Source organism: Alteromonas sp. G4i35 (genome assembly GCF_054960375.1).
Genome location: NZ_JBHNZD010000040.1, coordinates 1 through 21,150 on the forward strand (window position 1 = coordinate 1; position 21,150 = coordinate 21,150).

Genomic DNA, 21,150 nt, shown 5'->3' on the forward strand with positions numbered 1-21,150 from the left:
AATCCGGTTTTTTATTAGCGCTAGATAAATACTTAGTTTAACTAAGTTGGAGTTTATCCATCAACAATACGGCTTGCGTACGCGTGTTGATCTCTAGCTTGCGAAGAATGGCACTAATGTGTGCTTTAATGGTTGCTTCCGTAACGTTCATCTCGTGAGCGATTTGCTTGTTCATTAAGCCTGCGCGTAAGTAAGAAAGCACTTGAATCTGTTTAGGTGTAAGTTCACGGAAGCGCTGAAGTAGAACTTTAAGCTCATCGTCAACTTTCTCTAGTTCTTCTTCCATACCTTCTGGAAGCCACTTTTTGCCACCAATAATGTCTACAATAGCCTGAGCAATTTCTCGTGTTTGGGACACTTTGGGGATAAAGCCCTGAGCACCTAGGCTCATTACTTGAGCGACAACCTCAACAGTATCGCTGCCCGAAACAACACCAATAGGGATATTCGGGTATTGTTCACGCAGCGTGATAAGGCCGTTAAAATATTCACCGCCAGGCATATTAAGGTCAAGAAGGATCAGCTCAACACCGTCGAATTCGTTTAGCTTCGCCATCGCATCATCCAAGCTTCCTGCTTGAATTATCTGTGCGTTTTCAAAGTAAGGTTCCAACGCGCCGCTCAAAGCTTCGCGAAACAATGGGTGATCGTCTGCTACTAGAATTCTTGTCATTAGCGTTACTGCTTCCTTATTGTATTATGAGTATAGATTAATACTTTAGATCATTAACGAAAAGCCCTAAACCAGAAAAATCACGCAAAATATAACAAATTTGGTGTTTTCCATTGGCATTTACGTATCAAACGGTAAAATTGCGCCCCAAATTAGTTAATTGAAGACCCACTGTGAAGAAACACGACAATATATACGCAAAGGCACTCAATAAAGTAGATGACTTTAAATTTGACGAGTCTGTCGTTGATGTGTTTCCCGATATGATTCAGCGCTCAGTGCCTGGATACGAAACCATTGTTCACACCATAGGCGAATTGGCTAAAATTGCAGTTACGCCCAATACCGTCGTTTATGATCTTGGCTGTAGCTTAGGTGCTGCAAGTTTATCTGTGGCAAGAGCTGTACCTAACGATACATGTGAAATTATTGGTGTGGATGCCTCAGAAGCAATGGTAGAACGCTGCAAACGCGTCGTACAGACCTTCACACTGCCAAACCCAATTGTTATTCAGCATGGGTTTGCACAAAGTGTAGAAATTAAGAATGCCTCTTTGGTTGTGATGAATTTCACTTTGCAATTTATCCCACCCGCTGACCGCGAAGCGTTATTAAAGCGCATTTATGATGGGTTAAACCCCGGCGGTATGTTGGTGCTATCAGAAAAAATACGCCACCCTACCCTTACTGGCAATGAGCTGCTGGTAGATTTACATCATCAATTTAAGCGCGACAACGGTTATAGTGAACTAGAAGTGAGCCAAAAGCGCGCCGCGTTAGAAAAAGTAATGCTAACCGATACATTTAACGAGCATGATACTCGCTTGAGAAAAGTCGGGTTTACCGATGTTGTGATGTGGTACAAATGTTATAACTTCACGTCTATGGTTGCCATTAAAGGCTAAACAAATCTCGCTACGTCCGTCTTTCCGCAACGCCAACACATATTAAGAACAGTATGAGCAAATTAGAACAAACTTGGTTTACCGATTGCTACAAATCGTTAATAGACAGCCCGCTATCACATTGGCTTCAAACGCTGCCGGCACAAATGGACACCTGGCAGCGAACTGCTAAACACGGTGAGTTTGATAAATGGTGCCGTTTACTTTCGAAGCTGCCGACTACGTCGCCGAGTTGTGTTGATTTAGCCTCAAGCGTTTCCATTGGCACCGAAAATGACGTAGATGAATATGTCCAAAAACAAATTGAAGGATTACTAAAGCAGTTTATGCCCTGGAGAAAAGGGCCATTTATTCTTCATGGAATTCATATTGATACAGAGTGGCGTTCGGACTGGAAATGGGACCGCGTAGCACCTCATATTAGTTCGCTGAAAGACCGAAACGTTTTAGACGTAGGTTGTGGTAGTGGTTATCACATGTGGCGCATGCTGGGTGAAGGTGCCAATAACGTAATAGGTATAGATCCTACCCAACTGTTTCTTATTCAGTTTCACGCCATTAAACAATTTATTAGTAAAAGTAGTGCGCCTTCCGAGAATATCCATTTTCTACCGATGGGCATTGAAGACATGCAGCCACTGAGAGCTTTCGACACTGTGTTTTCTATGGGTGTACTTTACCACCGTAAAGACCCAATGGCGTTTCTGCAGCAACTTAAAGACCAGCTAAGAAAAGGTGGCGAACTGGTACTTGAAACCCTTGTTGTGGATGGTGATGAAAACACAGTATTGATGGCGGGTGAACGCTATGCACAAATGCGAAATGTGTGGTTCTTACCGAGCACTGCAGCCCTATCTGTTTGGTTAGGCCGTTTAGGCTTTGAAAATATTCGCGTTGTAGATATCAACCACACAACCCTAGATGAGCAGCGAGCAACGCCTTGGATGGAAACGCAATCTTTGAAAGATTTTCTCGATCCGGAAGATATTACTCGCACTATCGAAGGTTACCCTGCACCACAAAGGGCCGTTATTGTCGCTAACAAGAAGTAAGTCGTAAGTCCACGCGTCTGTTACCCTATTGGCACAAATGTTGTTATCTTAATCAAGAAGAACGTGCGAATTCTGCATTGATTAAGGTGACAACATGGATATACATGGCTTTCTAACGACGCATCAATTGCCAAGTACCTATGCAGAAACTGCACAACAATGGTTCACCCCATTATGTGAGCAACTGCTTAAGCACCAAGATGGTGCAACACAACCATTTATCGTGGGCATAAATGGTAGTCAGGGTTCAGGTAAATCAACTCTGACCAGTTTTATCGAGTCCTTCCTTACCTCGGTCCACAACAAAAAAGTGGTATCACTCTCAATTGACGATTTTTACTACGACCAATCGCAGCGAAATGCGCTAGCAATAAAAGTTCACCCGCTTCTAGCAACTCGTGGTGTACCGGGTACTCATGACATTCCTCTAGCGTTAAATACGTTTCGCAGTTTAGAAAAAGGCACGCGTACATCGCTGCCCCGCTTTAACAAAGCTACAGATAACCCGTTCCCCAAAGAACAGTGGCCTGTAATCGAATCTTCACCCGATTTCATCATACTTGAAGGATGGTGTGTGGGCGCTATTGCGCAAACATCTAGCGAACTTAAACGGCCAGTAAACCACCTTGAAGAAGTAGAGGACCCATTGGGCATTTGGCGCTCTTTTGTAAACACTGAACTAGCAGGCGATTATCAGACGTTGTTCGACAAAATAGACTACCGCATTATGCTGAAAGCACCGAGTTTCGACTGTGTGTATCAATGGCGGTTAGAACAAGAACATAAACTCGCCCAAAAAGCGTTAAAAGATAGCGATGGAGTGATGTCTGATGAAGAAGTGGCAAACTTTGTGCAACACTACCAACGCATCACTGAACACGCATTAAGTCACTTGCCTGAAAAGTGCGACACCGTGTTTTATCTAGATGAAACAAGAACGATAACTAAACAGGACGTAAAACGATGACGAAAACGCTTGTTTTCACCGATATGGACGGCACGCTGTTAGACCACCATACCTACTCTTTCGAGGCGGCGAAACCGGCTTTAACGGCATTAGAAAAAAAGGACATTCCCGTTATTCCCACTACCAGCAAAACCTTTGCTGAATTACAACCGCTGCGCGAGAGTATTGGTTTAGACGGGCCTTTTATTATTGAAAATGGCGCCGCTATTTTCATCCCTCATGGCTTTTTCAAACAAAAACCCAGCGGTACGGTTTGGATAGATGGCTACTGGTGTAAGGCGTTTATCTCAAACAAAAATTACTGGATTAAGCTACTTGAAAAAATAGGTAGCGAATTTGACGGCAAGTATAAACAATTCTCAAAAATGTCGATTCAAGAAATTCAGGAATGTACTGGGCTTGACGAAAGGTCAGCGTCACTTGCTGCCAAACGCCAGTTTGGCGAGCCGGTTTTGTGGCTAGGCACTGACGAAGAAAAACAACGCTTTTTAAAGGTAGTAAAAGATCGCGGTGCTTTCCCTCTGGAAGGCGGCCGCTTCATTCATATTTCAGGTAATTGCGATAAAGGCCAGGCCCTCAAGTGGCTGGCTAATGAATATCAAAAGCAACATACCACCAAAGTTAACACTATTGCCCTTGGCGATGGTAAGAACGACGTTGCAATGCTTGAAGCTGCGCACGTCCCCATTCGCATTTTATCCCCGGTAAATCCTCCACCAGCAGTAAAAAAAGAAGAGGTCTATACCAGCACCCTAACCGGCCCTGAAGGCTGGAACGAAATGCTTACTCAATTGCTATCCCTATGATCAGGAGGACACATGGCTGATTTTTATCAAAATGGTGTGGTTACTACGTTACATAACTTAGCTCGTCGTCCTACCGAAGAGCTTGAAGCAGAGCTTCTACAGTTTTCACAAAAGCGCCCTATGGCACTTATATTACCGTCGCTCTTTTCTGAATTAGAAGGCGACGCACTTCCACATATCGTCAACGAATTAACAGACGTGCCCTACTTATCAGAAATTGTCATCGGTCTGGACCGAGCCAATGAAGAGCAGTACAAACACGCACTAAAGTTTTTCGGCAAACTTCCTCAGCATCACAGGGTGCTATGGAACGACGGTCCTCGCCTTAAAGCACTTGATGAAGAGCTTCAGGCTCAAGGCTTGGCGCCAAAGGAGTTAGGTAAAGGCCGAAACGTTTGGTACTGCATGGGCTACGTACTAGCATCGAATCGAGCAGAATCTGTTGCACTACACGATTGCGATATTGTTACCTATAACAAAGATTTGCTCGCAAAGCTTATCTACCCTGTAGCCAACCCAATGTTTAACTACGAGTTTTGTAAGGGTTACTATGCGCGTGTGGCTAACGGCAAAATTAATGGCCGTGTTTCTCGACTTCTTGTTACGCCATTACTTCGTGCATTAAAACGCATAATGGGTGACAACGAATACTTGGAGTTTATGGACAGCTTCCGCTATCCATTAGCGGGTGAGTTTTCGTTTAGACGCGACGTACTAAACGATATTCGCATTCCAAGTGACTGGGGCTTAGAAATTGGTGTGCTGTCTGAAATGCACCGCAACTATTCGCACAATCGCCTGTGTCAGGCAGATATATGTGATATTTACGACCATAAACATCAGGATTTATCGCTTAATAACGACCAAGGTGGTTTATCTAAAATGTCTATCGACATTACCAAAGCCATTTTCAGAAAACTTGCCACGCAAGGCTATACGTTTAGCAACGAAATGTTCCGCTCAATTAAAGCCACCTATTTCCGTATTGCGCTAGACTTTATAGAAACCTACCACAATGACGCGGTAATGAATGGCTTGAACTTAGACATTCACAGCGAAGAGAAAGCAGTAGAAATGTTTGCCAGTAACATCATGAAAGCGGGGCAAAACTTTTTAGAAAACCCTATGGAAACGCCGTTTATACCAAGCTGGAACCGCGTGACCAGCGCGGTACCCGATATTTTAGAGCGACTATTAGAAGCGGTTGAAGCCGATACTGCAGAATATATGGAGTAAGTAATATGGCATGGGACCATCTCCATGACAAAGTAAAACACCATTTAGAAAGCATTTATGCCGATGTATCGCTGGACGTCTCGTATGAGACGCTAGCGACTGAGTTAATGAACACTATAGGCATTCAGCAGCAAACGGATATTGCTTCACCTCAGTCTCATCACAATTATTGGGATGAAGATGACATTATCATGATTACCTACGGTGATAGTGTCATTGACGAAGGGGAGCGCCCGCTGGTTACGTTAAATAAGTTTTTGCACCGCTACTGCAAGAACACCGTTAATAACGTTCACATCCTGCCCTTCTTCCCATACAGCTCAGACGATGGGTTTTCGGTTATCGATTACTCTACGGTGAATGAAGCACTAGGTTCATGGGACGATATTGAAGTCATTGCTGAGGATTATGGCTTGATGACCGACTTAGTTATCAATCACTGCTCTGCAAGAAGCGTGTGGTTTGATAACTTTGTGAAGGGTGAAGGACCAGGATCTGACTTTTTCTTCACAGCAGACCCATCTGATGACCTCTCCATGGTAACTCGACCTCGTGTGTCGCCCTTGCTGCGAGAGACGGAAACCGCCAACGGTACAAAGCATGTATGGTGCACGTTTAGTCACGACCAAGTTGACTTTGACTTTAGAAACCCCAAGGTGTTGTTAGCGTTTATCGATATCATCAAGCTGTATATTGATAAAGGCGCTAAAATCTTTCGCTTAGACGCAGTGGCATTTCTTTGGAAAATTGTAGGTACAAACTGCATTAATCTATTCCAAACCCACGAAGTCATACGTTTGATCCGAACGCTGATTGAACATGTGGATCCTTCCATCATAATCATTACCGAAACCAATATTCCCAACAGGGAAAACCTAACGTACTTTGGTAATGCTAACGAAGCCCATGCTATCTACAACTTTTCGCTTCCGCCGTTACTTGTAAATACATTAGTAACGGGTGATTGTACGTATTTGAAAAGCTGGATGATGAGTATGCCACCGGCGCAAAACGGCACAGCCTACTTTAACTTTATCGCTTCGCACGATGGTATTGGCTTGCGTCCGGCGGAAGGCCTACTGTCAGATGAAGAAATTTCAGAGCTTGTGCATACAATGCAGCACTTTGGCGGCAAGGTGTCGTGGCGCGCTTCTGATCACGGTCAGCAAAAGCCTTACGAGATAAACATCACCCTATTCGACGCGCTGCAAGGAACCACCAAGGGCCCTGATAAGTATCAAGTGGACCGATTTATTTGTGCTCACGCCATAATGTTAGGTATGGAAGGTATACCAGGAATTTACATTCACAGCTTACTCGGCACATCCAACGATTACGAAAAGGTCGCTAATACAGGACAAAATCGTTCAATCAACAGAAAACGTTGGGACTTTAACGAATTAGAGGCTCTGTTAGACTCGCCCTTTTCACAGCACCATAAAGTACTCACTCGAATCTCGCAGCTTATACGCATACGTAAAGCGCAGCCCGCATTTCACCCCAATGCAACGCAGTTTACATTGCAGCTTGGTAATCAATTATTTGGCTACTGGCGACAAAGTCTCGATAGAAAGCAAAGTATTTTCTGTATTAGTAATATTTCAGACGAAGAACAAACAATTTTGCTGTCTGACATAAATCTTATTGGCACAGATAATTGGATTGATCTCATCACCCGTGACGAGATAGCCCTTTCTAGTGGTTTCTTACAAATGAAGCCTTATCAAGTGCTTTGGATCAGCAACCAAGATTTTGAATGAATCTTTGAGCTTATAACGCCAGTCGACCAATAAATCTACCGCGGTAAGGATACTGCGGTGTTATGCTTGTCACACGAGTTAGCAAATAAAAAGTTTGTAATGCAAGAAATTAATACCTTTTTTTTCGATTTAGACGGAACCTTGGTGGACTCTGTTCCTGATTTGGCAACAGCGTTAAACCAAACATTAAACGACTACCAATTACCAACTTACAACGAGCAGACAATTAGACACTGGGTTGGAAATGGTGCTCGTGTTCTGGTGGAACGCGGATTGAGCGGCAACGCAGAGATCAGACACCATTACACATCAAACGAGATTGATGCCGCTTTAGAAAAATTTCTGTTCTATTACCGAACGCTAGATACTAAAAGTACAGTGCTGTACGACGGCGTATTCGCAACACTTCACGCGCTAAAAGAACAAGGGTTCACGCTAGCATTAATCACTAATAAACCTTCGGAATTTATTGAGCCTATTCTTTCTTCGTTCTCAATATTTTCGTTGTTTTCGCTTACCATTGGTGGTGATAGTTTACCGGAAAAAAAGCCTTCTTCCCTTCCCCTTCTGCATGCCTGTGAAAAGCTTGGTGTTTCTCCCTCACAGTGTGTAATGGTTGGAGATTCTAAAAATGACATTGTTGCCGCAAAAGCCGCGAACATAAAAAGTATAGGGCTTACCTACGGGTATAACTATGGTGAGAACATCGCAAAATATAAACCTAACTGGGTTTTCGACGACTTTGAAGAGATATTAACGTTCGCTTCTTAATTCATCTGACATAGCCGTTGATGAAACTTCAATTGCGTCGTTTACGCATACTTTCTTTTATTTCACGCTTTAACCTTTGGTATAAGGCCGCTTTTTCTGTAATATCCGCGTGTTAAATCATTTCATGGAGTTGTTGGTATGTCATCTAAATGGCTTTCACTAGAAGAAGCCCTCACTAAAGCATTAGACGCTGCAAAAGCGATAAACGACGTTGAGCAAGTGAGCATTTTTGACGCCAACAACCGCATCTTGGCCCAAGATGTAACTGCCCACGTTGATGTCCCGCCCTGGGATAATTCAGCAATGGATGGCTATGCCGTAAATGCGGAAGATCTCAAACACAGTGATAAACTCGAAGTACAGGGTGTAATTACAGCTGGCATGAGTGCTGATGAGCCGCTTGAAAAAGGCAAAGCCTTTAAAATAATGACAGGGGCCCCGGTGCCTGCCAATGCTAACGCCGTTGTAATGGTAGAGAATACCGAAAGTCATGATGGCGAGGTTTTGATCAATAAAATTCCATCGGCGCAAGAGAATATACGTAAAAAGGCCAATGATATCGCCAGTGGCGATACACTAATAAGCAAGGGCACGCGCCTTCACGCCGAACACCTTATGCTGCTGTCCTCCCAAGGAAACAGTAAGGTGGCAGTATTCAGAAAACTTCGCGTTGGTGTAGTCGCGACTGGTTCTGAACTTGCTGCACCTGGCGAACCCTGTAAATCGACACAAATTTTCGAGTCTAATCGCGTTGGTGTAAGCAGCATTTTAAGCAATGAAAACGTAGAGCTTGTTGATTTCGGCATTGTAGAAGACGACGAAGCTTCTTTGCGTAAACTCTTCATTGAGGCGAGCGAGCGTGTAGATGTAATGGTAAGTAGCGGTGGTGTATCTGTGGGCGATGCCGACTATGTAAAAGATATCATCGCTGAATTGGGCACTATCGACTTTTGGAAAGTCGCAGTTAAACCGGGTAAACCCTTTGCACTGGGCAAAATAAACAACACGTTGTTTTGCGGTTTGCCTGGCAACCCTGTGTCTTCATTTGTTACCGCAAAATTATTGGTTGTGCCTGTTATCAAAAAAATGCAAGGACAAGTACAACCGCACGAGCCGTTCTTTGTTAACGCTAGCATTACGACACCTCTTAAGCGACGTGCAGGCCGCCGAGACTTTCAGCGTGCAACCATGGTAAGAAATAATCAAGGTGAATGGGAAGTCACACCATTTAAGTCACAAAGCTCTGGCGTTATGACTTCAATCACTTCTGCTAACTGCCTAATGGTAGTACATGAAGATATAAGTGAGTTAAAAGTTGGCGATACGGTTCCGGTTATACCGCTACATTTTTAACAAGTTCGTTGTTGAAACGCTACTTCGTTAAGGCTTTTGAGCTCGTTTTTATTTTCTGCATTTTTATCGCCCTAGGCGACCCATATAGAGACACATTACCGTGAATAAGAAACGCTTTCTTTTAGAAGGAAGAGACATTTTAAAACTAGCATGGCCATTGTTGGTTGCGCAGATTACTCAAATGCTAATGGGCGTTAGCGATACTATTATGGCTGGGCGTTACAGTGCAACCGACATGGCTGCGGTAGCACTTGGATTTAGCATCACTGTGCCACTGCTTTGCTTTATACAGGGTATAGCGCTGGCACTTCCCCCAATCATTTCACGGCTGCAGGGAAACAAAAATTTAAGTGGTATTGCCGACGCAAGTCAGCAAGCTGGTTATCTGGTTTTCTTTGTGGGATTAGCGGTAGCAGGCTTAATTCCATTTACTGAAAGCATAGTCGCGCTGTTCCCTATGGCGCCCGAGCTATTTAGCATTACCGTAGACTACGTACTGTATGTGCTGTTCGCTATGCCTGGATTTGCACTTTACCAATGGCTTAGAAACTATTGTGAAGGCTTGGGTAAAACCAAACCCACTATGATTATTACGGTTATCGGGCTGATGGCGAACATTGTAGGGAACTACCTGTTTATCTATGGTGTAGGCCCATTACCAGCTATGGGCGGTGCGGGTTGTGGTATTGCAACGGCCATTGTGATTTACACTATGCTTATAGCAACCGTTATCTATGTTCGTTTTGCCCCTGCCCTGCAAAAGTACAATTTGTTCGGACAATTGTATAAACCTAACATGGTAACCATAAATCGCACCTTCAAAATGGGCTTGCCCATTGCTATGACTATCCTATTTGAAGTGACGCTGTTTTCACTGGTTGCATTGTTATTAGCCCCTTTTGGTGCCACAACGGTAGCGGCCCACCAAGTCGCACTGAACTTCTCGGCCCTGATGTTCATGTTTCCTATGAGCATTGGTATGGCAGCAGCAATTCGCATTGGCTATCGCATAGGGCAAAATAACCCACGACAGGCAAAAATTGCAGCTCGAACCGCTATTTTGATCGGGTTTTTCACCGCTGCGTGTACGGCTAGCTTCACTCTGCTAGCAAAGGGATTCATCATTGGCCTGTACACCAGCGACGAAGCCGTATATAACCTGGCAAATGCGTTATTGATTTATGCGGCGTTATTCCAATTGTCTGATGCGGTTCAGGTGATTTCGGCTAATGCATTACGCGGCTATAAAGACACAACAGCGATGTTTATTATTACCTTTGTGTCCTACTGGTTAATAGGTCTACCTACAGGCGTTATTTTAGGTAGAACAAACTGGATAACGGCAGAACCAATGGCCGCAGCAGGGTTTTGGATTGGCTTCATTGTAGGATTGAGTGCTGCAGCTGTTATGCTAGGTGCACGCCTTCTTTACATCCAAAGGCCCAGTGCTGTGCATCGTATCGCGAATATATGATACCAGCCCGTATAGATAAATGCCCATTCAGAGGGCGCTGAGTGGGTAAAGATCTATGCGGACTGGTATAAGCACACTGAACGTTTAAACCGTTCAATTGAACCAAAGCAGTTACCCCCTGCTTTTTAGTTTGTCCCAGTCTTGTGGCGTGTCTATATCAAATTGTGCGTTAGGTATAGACACAGCCGTTACCCTACCTAATTTCGCATACTTCTTAATAACCGGCTTAGCCCCCATATCGCCACTTAGCGCTAGCAGTTCACTAAATACCGCTTCAGGGAAGATAGCAGGTACGGTTAATCGACTATTGTTCTCTCCCTGGATTTGCCATTCACTGCATACTATGTGATTAGGGTTCGCATAAGAAGTGTTGATAAGGCGAACGAAGTCTTGTGCATTAAGACTCGGCAAATCGGCCAACGTGAATAGCACATGAGTAGATCTTGTACACAAGCCCTTTGCTGTCGGGGACACTGATTTCGACAGTGATGAACGGCTTAAAAGGTGCGTGAGTCCAATGCGAATACTTGATGCAAGGCCTTCATCCCAATTAGCGTTGTGAACGATACTGATGGGTAGTTCAGAAACTTTACATGGAGAGTGTTTTAGCTGCGTATTTACGGAATCATGCCATTTACCCGTAACAACAGTAATGGGTAATTCACTGGTTAACGCCAAGTCATTGCGCGCACTAACTACCTCCCCCACACTGTGTTGTATAAGAGAAAGCGCAGAAATTGGGTGTTCCGATAAAAGCTTATTACCCTTGTAGCGAGCGCTCTTTCCGCCCGCCAACACCACAAGTGCTACGGCATAATTTTCCGACTTCAATTCAACATCCGTTATATCAAAGAAATAAAACGTTACACGTCAAAGGGCTTAGCGGCTTCTGCTAAGCCCTTTGATAGCAGCGGTTAACCCTTCAAGCGTAAGCCCATACATTCTGTCTTCCATAATTTCACGAATAATTTTGATAGACGAATAATACGGCCAATAATTCTCAGCTTGCGGATTAAGCCACACTGCGTTGTTAAAGTGGTTCAATAAACGCTGCATCCACACACTGCCCGGTTCTTCATTCCAATGCTCTACACTGCCACCTGGATACGTTATTTCATACGGCCCCATGGTAGCGTCACCTACGAAAATAACCTTGTAGTCTTTTCCGTAGCGATGAATGATATCCCAAATAGGAATGCGTTCTTTATTGCGACGAAGGTTATCTTTCCACACCTCCTCATACACGCAGTTGTGGAAATAAAAGTACTCTAAGTATTTAAACTCGCTTTGCACCGCAGAGAAAAGCTCTTGAGTACTTTTTACGTGTGGGTCCATAGAGCCTCCCACATCAAAAAACATCAACACTTTTACCGCATTGTGACGCTCTGGTGCCATGTGGATATCGAGTAAGCCGCCTTTTTTAGCTGTCTCACCTATGGTCGTTGGCACATCTAGCTGCTCACTGGCGCCGGTGCGAGCAAACTTGCGTAGCTTCCTAAGAGCCACTTTTATGTTACGCGTACCCAGTTCTACATCAGAGCTTAGGTTTTTAAACTCGCGTTTATCCCATACTTTTACTGCCGAAAACTTTCTGTTTCCCTTTTGCCCTATTCGCACACCTTCTGGATTGTCGCCATAAGCGCCAAACGGGGATGTTCCACCGGTGCCTACCCATTTATTTCCACCTTGGTGACGCTTTTCTTGTTCTTCTAAGCGCTTTTTCAACGTTTCCATCAGTTCTTCAAGGCCACCGGCTTTACGCAGCGCCTCACGCTCTTCAGGGCTTAAATTTTTTTCAATTTCCTTACGCAGCCATTCCTCAGGAATCTCTTTGCCAAACAAATCGACAGATTCAACACCTTCAAAATATTCAGCAAACGCCCTGTCGAACTTATCGTACTGAGTTTCGTCCTTCACCATTATGGTACGCGACAAACTGTAGAACGCTTCGATATCGGCATACACCACGTGCTTTTCAAGCGCACTAAGCAAATCCAGCAACTCGCGCAGCGTGGTTTTAACCTGATATTTTCGCAGTGTATAAAAAAACTGAATAAGCATTAGCGACGCGCCATAAAGACCAGTTTTTCAAACAAATGTATGTCTTGTTCGTTTTTAAGTAGTGCCCCGTAAAGTGGTGGAATAGCAGCTTTTCCGTCTTTTGAGTGAAGCGCTTCTGGTGGGATATCTTCAGCAACTAAAAGCTTCAACCAGTCGATAAGTTCAGAGGTAGAAGGCTTTTTCTTAAGCCCTGGTACATCTCGAATTTCAAAGAAAGCCTTTAACGCTTCATCAAGCAGCTTTTTTTTTAAATCTGGGAAATGTACGTTAACGATTTCTTGCATTTCCTCTGGATTCGGGAACTGAATGTAGTGAAAGAAACAACGGCGCAAGAAAGCATCTGGCAGCTCTTTTTCGTTGTTCGATGTAATAATAACAATCGGACGCTGCTTCGCGACTACACGTTCTTGTGTTTCATAAACGAAGAATTCCATCTTATCGAGCTCTAGCAGCAAGTCGTTGGGAAACTCAATGTCAGCTTTATCAATTTCATCAATTAATAGTACCGGGCGCTTTTCTGCGCTAAAGGCTTCCCATAATTTACCTTTTACGATGTAGTTGCTGATATCGTGAACGCGATCATCACCAAGTTGAGAGTCGCGAAGACGCGATACTGCGTCGTATTCGTACAAACCTTGCTGTGCTTTAGTGGTTGATTTAATGTGCCACTGAATTAGTTCGGTGCCTAAACTCTCGGCCAATTCTTCAGCAAGCATGGTTTTACCTGTGCCCGGCTCGCCTTTAATTAAAAGCGGACGCTCTAGCGTAATAGCTGCGTTAACCGCCAGCTGTAAGTCTTTGGTTGCGATATAATTAGACGTGCCACTAAAAGCCATTATTGTTGTACTCCGTATAATTTTTCGTCTTTGCAATTTTAACCATAATATCAAGGCCTTCTCATGATTGCCCATAGATATAACATATAGCTAAAAAGCACTTTGCATTTTACTGATTGGGACCAATGATATAGGGGTATGACGAAATCCCCTAATTCAGGCTGTGAATTATTAACTATCACATTCGTTGAATTATTAACTACTAAAAAGGTCGTACAGATCACGACAGACGGGGTTTCCTATAAAATAAGAAACGAGGTAAGGATTTATAATGAACGTATTTGACGACAATTCCCTATCTATTGGCCGCACGCCACTAGTAAAGCTAAATCGCGTAACATCAGGTAATGTATACGCAAAAATTGAATCGCGTAACCCGAGCTTCAGCGTTAAGTGCCGTATTGGCGCAAACATGATTTGGGATGCTGAAAAGCGCGGTGTCCTTACCGAAGGTAAACAAATTGTAGAGCCGACCAGTGGTAACACAGGTATCGCTTTGGCGTTTGTTGCAGCGTCTCGCGGTTATAAGCTAACGCTAACCATGCCTAGCAGCATGAGCCTTGAGCGTCGCAAACTTCTAAAAGCTTTGGGCGCAAACCTTGTCCTTACTGAAGCGCCTAAGGGCATGAAAGGTGCGGTTGCCGCTGCACAAGAAATTGTGGCATCAGATCCAGACAAATACGTATTGCTTCAACAGTTCGACAACCCGGCTAACCCGGCTATTCACGAAAAAACCACTGGCCCTGAAATTTGGGAAGATACAGACGGTAAAGTAGATGCATTCGTAGCTGGTGTAGGTACGGGCGGTACTATCACGGGTGTAAGTCGCTACCTTAAAAATACGAAAGGTAAAGCGATCACTTCAATTGCTGTTGAGCCAACAGACTCTCCAGTAATTACCCAAGCGCTTGCGGGCGAAGAATTAACCCCTGGCCCACACAAAATTCAAGGTATTGGCGCAGGTTTCATTCCAGGTAACCTAGACCTAGACCTAATTGACGAAGTTGAGCAAGTTACCAACGAAGAATGTATGGACATGGCGCGCAAGTTAATGACCGACGAGGGTATTCTTGCAGGTATTTCTTCTGGTGCAGCCGTTGTTGCTGCTAAGCGTTTTGCTGAACGCCCAGAAAACAAAGACAAAGTGGTTGTAGTACTTCTAGCAAGCGGCACAGAACGTTACCTAAGTAGCCCTCTGTTTGCTGGTGCGTTCGACGAACAAGAAGAAGTTCAATAACCACCAAAATGTTTCAATTATTTAAAAACGAGGCCTAGTGCCTCGTTTTTTATGCCTACTCTCTTCTGTTTCTCCTGAAGTTTCATGAAAACAAACACCTGAGTTTTACGCTCTATTACTTTGCTTTTGTGCGCAATATTGTGAATAATCAAAGCATAGATTAGCGAAGCGGCGAGCACATTGACTTCGTTGAGATATAAAACTATCAATAAGAAACGGACCTCTTTACATTAAGGTAATCCAAATGAAAACGCGTATGTGGTACGCCCTATTCGGGCTTTTTACAGTGTTGATTTTATCCGCTTGCGGTAAAAAGGAAGAAGGCATCGGGCGGTACGGCATGCTTGATGAAAGTACCCCTGAGTACACCACCGTAGCGTTTCTCAAAAGTGTTTATGAAGATGACAACCTTGATACAGCAATTCGCCTATCAAGCGAAAAACTGTCTCGTATCTTAACGAGATACCACACTAACAGTAACGTTCAGCGCCACCTCTTAAACCTTAAATATGACACCGTCACCATCACGCCTCAAAGTGCAGGCCGAGTTGGCCGCAACGAGTTCGCAGAAAAATCGACAATCACCGTATTTTTAAGTGGAACATACAACGACGATAAAATTGAAGACTTGCGTAGCCTAGACTTGATTAAAGAAGACGGTGAATGGAAGGTTAATAAAATTCATCCAGATGCCTATTTATAACGTGTAGATAAACGTTGTTTTTATGGCCAGCAACGTAGCTTTTTACAAATGAAGAAAATAAAAAGGATGTTTTCCGGCTTTTATGCTTAAAAGCGTTTATTTTTTGTTCAAAGTATTGTTTTAGGATAATAATTTTAAAACGCTCATAAGTGATATACGGATAGTTTCCACCTTGTATAAAGGATTTTTTCTGTACATTAAATTGTTAGGCGTCATTTACTCACAGCATTAAAATGTAGGTTTAGCAGTGACATTCCAGCATCAAAGTTGTTTTGCTAGGGTGTCTTTAAAGCTTACTTTTTCGGTAGTTTCAACGGCTTTAGCAACGTGCTTTCATCAACACCGCAACGCCAACATTCTGCATCACCAGCTTTCTAAACTCGCTCTTTTATCCAGCAATATCCTTTACATCTGGCATTTCGCACAGGGTTGTTTTATCTTAAATTCAATAATTTAAACACGCGGCCTATTTGGCTAGTGGTGGCAGCAAAGCTGCGTACGTTTCTTTGTACGCCTAACAAAACGCTGTTGGCACTCCCTCCGGTCGCTGGGACGCTAACACGTGGGCTGACTCACTTCGTTCGGATTTTAGCCCACGTGCTAGCGCCCCAAAGCTTAGCGTTATACGCCATGATGAAATATTGTTGCTGCAACTGCCATAGTAAGTTTCCTTGCAAGGAGGCTGTAGATGGCTACAAGTTGGGCTCTAAAAATGGATTTTTGTGCCCCTTCTGCAAAGCGAACTTAACGGAATTGTTTCTCAGTAGTGGCAAGAAAAGATTGAAATTTGATAGTAAAGCCCATGAAAAATGGGTGTCATTCTCAGGTTTAGTTGGCATAGTCACTTTTATAGCAATGTTTGTTATTTCCGAAGGCTCTTGGATAACTTTTTTCGTTACTCTTGGTGTTATTCTTTCCTATCTTCTATGCGGTTATTTACGCTGGGGTTTTACACCATACCCAAATATTATTGGTACAAAAGAGCTATGAAAGGTTGTTCTGACTTGGCGTATAACAAAAAAATCAAGTCACTCACTGCGTTCGCTGGGACGCATACATGCGGGGCGGCTTCGCCATTATGCCCCACATGCCTGCGCCCCTTATTTAAAAGTTATGTTTACCCTAGGAATTAGGCATTAATGAGTATTAAAACGGCGCGCTATCCATTTATTGGGTTGAGCATTCTATTCTTCATACTCCTTATTCAAAATCCATTGCTGGAAGCTATATACAATACTCTGTATATAACTTATTTCGTTTTTTCTTTTCTCTTCTTTATGTCACTGGCCCTAGGGCAATACACAAAGGTGGCAGTACAAAAAAACAAGTTAATGGTGCTGTTTCCTGTTTATTCAGTACTCTTTGTTATTTATTGGGTTTCTCAAAATTGGCATCAAGGAAGAGTAAACTTTATATTGGCAACACCTATTGTTTGCGGATTACTGCTGGCGTTTATGTTAAAAATACAACTGCGCTTTTTAGGCAAGTAAACATAACAATCACATTAAGCCGCTCGCAGGCTCGCTGGGACAGTAACACGTGGGCTCTGTCGCTTCGCTCGGATTTTAGCCCACGTGTTACTGCCCCTTATGTGGGGTGTTATACGCTATGAGCATCAAGGATAGAAATGCAGCTTAAAAAACCTAAGTACCTTCTCATTACTCAAAAATTAGGACTTAAGTTACCACTAATTTGGTGTGGTTCAGCGCTTTTAATCGGCGTGTTTACTCAAGAAATAGCAGCTGCAATCTTCATTTCATTCTCATCTTTTTTCTTAACTTGACTTATTTGTAAACTTTCAGGCTTTTTCCTCAGCCTACAAGAACACAGCGGCATTCTAAAAAACCATATTTACGATAACGTTATAAAAGCAATTTGGTTTATAAGTCTGTTTTGCCTCATAGTGAATTTCTATAAATCTCTACTATTAAAAACAGGAAGTGAAGCATTCTTGGGCTGTGTTTTTTCAATCGTTTATTTTGCCTTTATGCTTTCTGCATCAAACCGCTGGGGTATGCACTTCGTTGAAAAACGCGTATAACAAAAAAATTAAGTCACTCACTTCGTTCGCTGGGACGCATACACGCAGGGCGGCTTCGCCATTATGCCCTACGCGCCTGCGCCCCTTATTTAAAAGTTAGCTGCCAAGTATGGAAATTTAAGTTTAGTACGATGTTAGAACCTTCAAGTAACACATACTTCGTAAGCAGTGTGGAGTCCATAAACCTTAGTTTCTATCCAATTGGCTTAGTAATCGTTGGTGCAGCCCTCCTTGCGATTTTTAAATTCACACCTTTGCTGCACTCCCTTTCAGATTTAATCAAGGCAAAACCCCATCACATCTTAGGCGTTAGTCTGAGCATATGGGGAATTGCTTTTATCACTACACTTCTTAATAGCTGGGATACATATCAAGTTCAAAATGCTATTTTAGTTAAGCAAGTTCAGGTTACATCTGGTTGTATTGCCAACCACGAAATAGTAAGAGGCAACAGTAGAGAAGAAACATTCTTCGTTTCAGGTATAAAATTCCAATACAATGATTACGCTGCTAAACAATATTTTTTCGCTAATCGAGAGCACGATACATTTATTCAAAACGGACAATGCGTAACTATTGTTTACCTGTCAAAATTTGGAAACGGAATTTTAAAAATCGACAAGGTTTGAATAGCATTGGCTGCTAACAAACCACTCAAGGCTCTCGCTTCGCTCGCTGGGACGCTAACACATGGGCTGCGTCACTTCGTTCCTAATTTTAGCCCATGTGTTATCGCCCCTTAGTGGGGTGTTATGCACTTACGGACACATTGAATGGACTCAGACATTGAATTAAATATCAGCTTTAGATTCTTTTCGCTTACAGAAGAATTATCCAACGAAATCAAATCAAGCCTTAAAGCCTCATCTTGTAGACCTAATAAAAAATTAGGTGGTTTTGTAGTGTGCGTTCCTCTGACACCATCTTCACTGGAATTTATAGGAAGTTTTGTAACTTCTAATTGTGTAGAAGTAGAGAATACAGATATCTTCGTTTCATTTGTTACTGAGTACGATTCAAGAGTCATTGATCTGCCAAATGTTATCACTAAAGCTTCTTTTTCTATTGGCTCACCAGTTACACTCTCATATACGGTGGTTTAGGTGCATAACAACTCAATAAACTCACTCACTTCGTTCGCTGGGACGCATACACGCAGGGCCGCTTCGCGATTATGCCCCACGTGCCTGCGCCCGTTATTGAAAAGTTATACACACAAGGAAGGTTATGTATAAGCTCATACTTTTATTTGTTTCTTTACCTCTTTCGTTTGTTTCCAATGCTGCTCTCTCAGAGGGAGAACTGGAGCAACTAGCGACAAAATTTGTTGAAGCCAAAAATGCTCGACAGCAACCTGATACTACAATTCAGGATATTGATGCCTTTATTAATTTAATTGCAGATGAATTTGTCGATGAACATGTGAAGTTTAAAGTAACGATTACGGAAAAGTCCGCTTTACGTGAAGGTCTGATTGCCAAAATGAGTGACAAAATTTACTACAGTTCAATAGTTATAAACGAAATAATGACTGGGGGAAATGTTGCCATTATTAAAATGACTGAGTCAGGAAAAGTCAGGCCGAATCATTTAGACAAAGATATAACCTACAGCTCAGTAAATATAGTAACCTTAGAATTCAATGATGCTAAGTTGATTACGCATATTCGCAGGCATCACGGTTGATGTGTGTATAACAAAACGCTGTTGGCACTCCCTTCGGTCGCTGGGACGCTAACACGTGGGCTGACTCACTTCGTTCGGATTTTAGCCCACGCGCTAGCGCCCCAAAGCTTAGCGTTATATGCCACCAGGAAAACCTAACTTATGGTTTACTTATTAGCTGGAATTGTTTGTGTTCATTTGGCTTGGGCATTTTTTAATACACTAGCTGTTAACAACACATTATTCATCAATAATAGCTCTCGAGTTATTACGTTACTTGTTAATTGGCTTATTCCAGTAGGTGGCCCAGCTATTACTTTGCTTGTCCTTCGCTCAATAAACCCTAAAGTAAATGCCGGCAATCCTGTTGCGGACGGTTCTGATAGTAGTAACTTATATTCGGGTAATGAGGGTTCAGATTCTGGTGGCGGCTGTGGTGATTAATTTAGCTAAACTAGGTCGTATTAAAAGTGGCTTATAACAAAAAAATTAAGTACGCCCGCTGCGCGGGCTGGGACGCATACATGCGGGGCGGCTTCGCCATTATGCCCCACATGCCTGCGCCCCTTATTTAAAAGTTAGGTGCTCTCAGAATGTTTAACCTTCATGGAATGAAATGGCCAAAATCGAAAGAGTTTGTTCAGTCTGAACGGGCTGTTGGTGAGTTAAAGGTTTTAAATTTTTCTTTGGGTGTGCCACTAATTATTCTAACTTTTCTTCTCAAACAACCAGATTTAGCATTGCCGGTAATTGGTAACTTTAAGTTTCTCATTTTCTTTTGTGGCGTCCTATTTTTATTAGCCAGTTGGATGGAGGACTATCCCATATTTTCTCTAGCTGCTGCGCTTACATCTTGTTTTGCAACGATCGGCTTCACCTTATTTTGTATACTTAAATTCACTTTGGTTCACGGTTTTACATCTTCAACCGCAGTATCTTGTTTTTTTATTATTTATGCTGGTATCGTTTCATTTATGGTCGTTCGGGCGTTTAAAGCTCACCGCACCTAACAAACGCATTAACACTCGCTGCGCTCGCTAGGGACAAAAACACGTAGGCTCCCTTCGCTTCCCTCGTTATTATAGCCTACGTATTTTTGCCCGTTATGCGGGCCGTTAGGAGACAAGGGAATGTTGCAGTATAAAAGGATTTTTATGTTTATCCCTTTATCAATTCTTTTGCCCGCATTGAGTGTGGCGATTTTGGTTTTAGTGTTTAGTCGTTTTGGGATCGCTACTACTGCTTTTTCATTCTTGGCTACGTCGTATATTGTAGGCGGCGCTTTAACCTTTGTGGTTTTCTGGTGGTTTGCTACAGGTGTAAATAAAAAGCCATATTTGCATGCGTTTGTGATGTATGTTTGCAGTTTTTTAATATCAACTTTCGTACTTATGTTGTTTGCTGGCGGTGGTTATATTTCTACTAATTTAGCCTTTGACACTTTAATTTCAATTATGGTTATGTTCGTAGCAACCAAAGTCGGCTATAAAAACAAGGAGGTATCAAGCTATGTCTCCTAACAAAAAAATAATGTCGCCCGCAGGCGGGCTGGGACACAAACAGGCAGGCGGCTTCGCCATTATAGCCTGCCTATTTGTGCCCCATATTTA

General features: G+C 42.9%; 22 protein-coding genes. 18 read left to right on the forward strand and 4 right to left on the reverse strand.

What is annotated here, in order from left to right; translation table 11 throughout:
• Positions 1 to 37: 37 nt before the first annotated feature.
• On the reverse strand, positions 38 to 673 hold the full coding sequence (locus tag ACFI6L_RS19145; RefSeq protein WP_014976692.1) for a response regulator transcription factor: 636 nt from the start codon (positions 671 to 673) through the stop codon (positions 38 to 40).
• Positions 674 to 846: 173 nt separating this feature from the next.
• On the opposite strand from ACFI6L_RS19145, the gene cmoA reads away from it, so the two are divergent.
• The 9 genes from cmoA to ACFI6L_RS19190 all read left to right on the forward strand — a co-directional run bounded on the left by cmoA (position 847) and on the right by ACFI6L_RS19190 (position 10,997).
• The gene (gene cmoA, locus ACFI6L_RS19150) at positions 847 to 1,578 is read left to right on the forward strand and encodes a carboxy-S-adenosyl-L-methionine synthase CmoA (RefSeq protein ID WP_039227627.1); all 732 of its coding nucleotides are present in this window, start codon (positions 847 to 849) and stop codon (positions 1,576 to 1,578) included.
• 53 nt (positions 1,579 to 1,631) lie between these two features.
• Entirely contained in the window at positions 1,632 to 2,630 is a 999-nt protein-coding gene (gene cmoB, locus ACFI6L_RS19155; RefSeq protein ID WP_462574624.1) for a tRNA 5-methoxyuridine(34)/uridine 5-oxyacetic acid(34) synthase CmoB, read from the forward strand.
• Positions 2,631 to 2,724: 94 nt separating this feature from the next.
• On the forward strand, positions 2,725 to 3,597 hold the full coding sequence (locus ACFI6L_RS19160; protein ID WP_423083152.1) for a kinase: 873 nt from the start codon (positions 2,725 to 2,727) through the stop codon (positions 3,595 to 3,597).
• The gene (locus tag ACFI6L_RS19165; RefSeq protein WP_014949681.1) at positions 3,594 to 4,403 is read left to right on the forward strand and encodes an HAD-IIB family hydrolase; all 810 of its coding nucleotides are present in this window, start codon (positions 3,594 to 3,596) and stop codon (positions 4,401 to 4,403) included. The genes ACFI6L_RS19160 and ACFI6L_RS19165 overlap by 4 nt, the downstream gene beginning before the upstream one ends.
• A 12-nt stretch (positions 4,404 to 4,415) precedes the next feature.
• Entirely contained in the window at positions 4,416 to 5,639 is a 1,224-nt protein-coding gene (locus ACFI6L_RS19170) for a glycosyltransferase family protein (RefSeq protein ID WP_014949682.1), read from the forward strand.
• 5 nt (positions 5,640 to 5,644) lie between these two features.
• Positions 5,645 to 7,399 (forward strand): sugar phosphorylase, encoded by a 1,755-nt coding sequence (locus ACFI6L_RS19175; RefSeq protein ID WP_061095214.1) that lies wholly within the window; start codon positions 5,645 to 5,647, stop codon positions 7,397 to 7,399.
• A gap of 99 nt (positions 7,400 to 7,498) precedes the next feature.
• Positions 7,499 to 8,170, forward strand: coding sequence for a phosphoglycolate phosphatase (locus tag ACFI6L_RS19180; RefSeq protein ID WP_318487857.1), 672 nt, complete (start codon positions 7,499 to 7,501; stop codon positions 8,168 to 8,170).
• A 138-nt stretch (positions 8,171 to 8,308) separates the two neighbouring features.
• Complete coding sequence (gene moeA, locus ACFI6L_RS19185; RefSeq protein ID WP_101564748.1) at positions 8,309 to 9,523, forward strand: molybdopterin molybdotransferase MoeA; 1,215 nt, start codon at positions 8,309 to 8,311, stop codon at positions 9,521 to 9,523.
• 100 nt (positions 9,524 to 9,623) lie between these two features.
• Positions 9,624 to 10,997, forward strand: coding sequence for an MATE family efflux transporter (locus ACFI6L_RS19190; RefSeq protein ID WP_462574625.1), 1,374 nt, complete (start codon positions 9,624 to 9,626; stop codon positions 10,995 to 10,997).
• A gap of 111 nt (positions 10,998 to 11,108) precedes the next feature.
• Here the strand turns inward: ACFI6L_RS19190 and ACFI6L_RS19195 are convergent, their stop codons facing one another.
• Genes ACFI6L_RS19195 through ACFI6L_RS19205 form a run of 3 tightly spaced genes read right to left on the reverse strand, consistent with a single transcriptional unit; the run spans position 11,109 to position 13,894 of the window.
• Positions 11,109 to 11,828, reverse strand: coding sequence for a nucleotidyltransferase family protein (locus ACFI6L_RS19195; RefSeq protein ID WP_462574626.1), 720 nt, complete (start codon positions 11,826 to 11,828; stop codon positions 11,109 to 11,111).
• Between the two features lie 48 nt (positions 11,829 to 11,876).
• Positions 11,877 to 13,058, reverse strand: a complete 1,182-nt coding sequence (locus tag ACFI6L_RS19200; protein WP_039227619.1) for a vWA domain-containing protein — start codon at positions 13,056 to 13,058, stop codon at positions 11,877 to 11,879.
• Positions 13,058 to 13,894 carry an AAA family ATPase gene (locus ACFI6L_RS19205; protein WP_039220753.1) on the reverse strand — a complete coding sequence of 279 codons (837 nt, stop codon included), beginning with the start codon at positions 13,892 to 13,894 and terminating at the stop codon, positions 13,058 to 13,060. Before ACFI6L_RS19205 ends, ACFI6L_RS19200 begins: the two co-directional genes overlap by 1 nt.
• A 271-nt stretch (positions 13,895 to 14,165) precedes the next feature.
• Here ACFI6L_RS19205 and cysK point away from each other — a divergent pair, with 271 nt between their 5' ends.
• From cysK to ACFI6L_RS19250, 9 genes are all read left to right on the forward strand, one after another.
• Positions 14,166 to 15,131: a cysteine synthase A gene (gene cysK / locus ACFI6L_RS19210; RefSeq protein WP_462574627.1), complete on the forward strand. Its 966-nt coding sequence runs from the start codon at positions 14,166 to 14,168 to the stop codon at positions 15,129 to 15,131.
• A gap of 244 nt (positions 15,132 to 15,375) precedes the next feature.
• Complete coding sequence (locus ACFI6L_RS19215) at positions 15,376 to 15,834, forward strand: nuclear transport factor 2 family protein (protein WP_014949692.1); 459 nt, start codon at positions 15,376 to 15,378, stop codon at positions 15,832 to 15,834.
• A 1,139-nt stretch (positions 15,835 to 16,973) separates the two neighbouring features.
• Positions 16,974 to 17,324, forward strand: coding sequence for a hypothetical protein (locus tag ACFI6L_RS19220; RefSeq protein ID WP_321825112.1), 351 nt, complete (start codon positions 16,974 to 16,976; stop codon positions 17,322 to 17,324).
• A 682-nt stretch (positions 17,325 to 18,006) separates the two neighbouring features.
• A complete protein-coding gene (locus tag ACFI6L_RS19225; protein ID WP_342326231.1) occupies positions 18,007 to 18,504 on the forward strand; it encodes a hypothetical protein in 498 nt (165 codons plus the stop codon).
• A 144-nt stretch (positions 18,505 to 18,648) separates the two neighbouring features.
• On the forward strand, positions 18,649 to 18,978 hold the full coding sequence (locus ACFI6L_RS19230; RefSeq protein ID WP_342326367.1) for a hypothetical protein: 330 nt from the start codon (positions 18,649 to 18,651) through the stop codon (positions 18,976 to 18,978).
• 124 nt (positions 18,979 to 19,102) lie between these two features.
• On the forward strand, positions 19,103 to 19,561 hold the full coding sequence (locus ACFI6L_RS19235; protein WP_342326366.1) for a nuclear transport factor 2 family protein: 459 nt from the start codon (positions 19,103 to 19,105) through the stop codon (positions 19,559 to 19,561).
• Positions 19,562 to 19,702: 141 nt separating this feature from the next.
• On the forward strand, positions 19,703 to 19,984 hold the full coding sequence (locus ACFI6L_RS19240) for a hypothetical protein (protein WP_342326365.1): 282 nt from the start codon (positions 19,703 to 19,705) through the stop codon (positions 19,982 to 19,984).
• 149 nt (positions 19,985 to 20,133) lie between these two features.
• A complete protein-coding gene (locus ACFI6L_RS19245) occupies positions 20,134 to 20,550 on the forward strand; it encodes a hypothetical protein (RefSeq protein WP_342326364.1) in 417 nt (138 codons plus the stop codon).
• Between the two features lie 120 nt (positions 20,551 to 20,670).
• Positions 20,671 to 21,060 (forward strand): hypothetical protein, encoded by a 390-nt coding sequence (locus ACFI6L_RS19250; RefSeq protein WP_342326363.1) that lies wholly within the window; start codon positions 20,671 to 20,673, stop codon positions 21,058 to 21,060.
• Positions 21,061 to 21,150 lie beyond the last annotated feature (90 nt).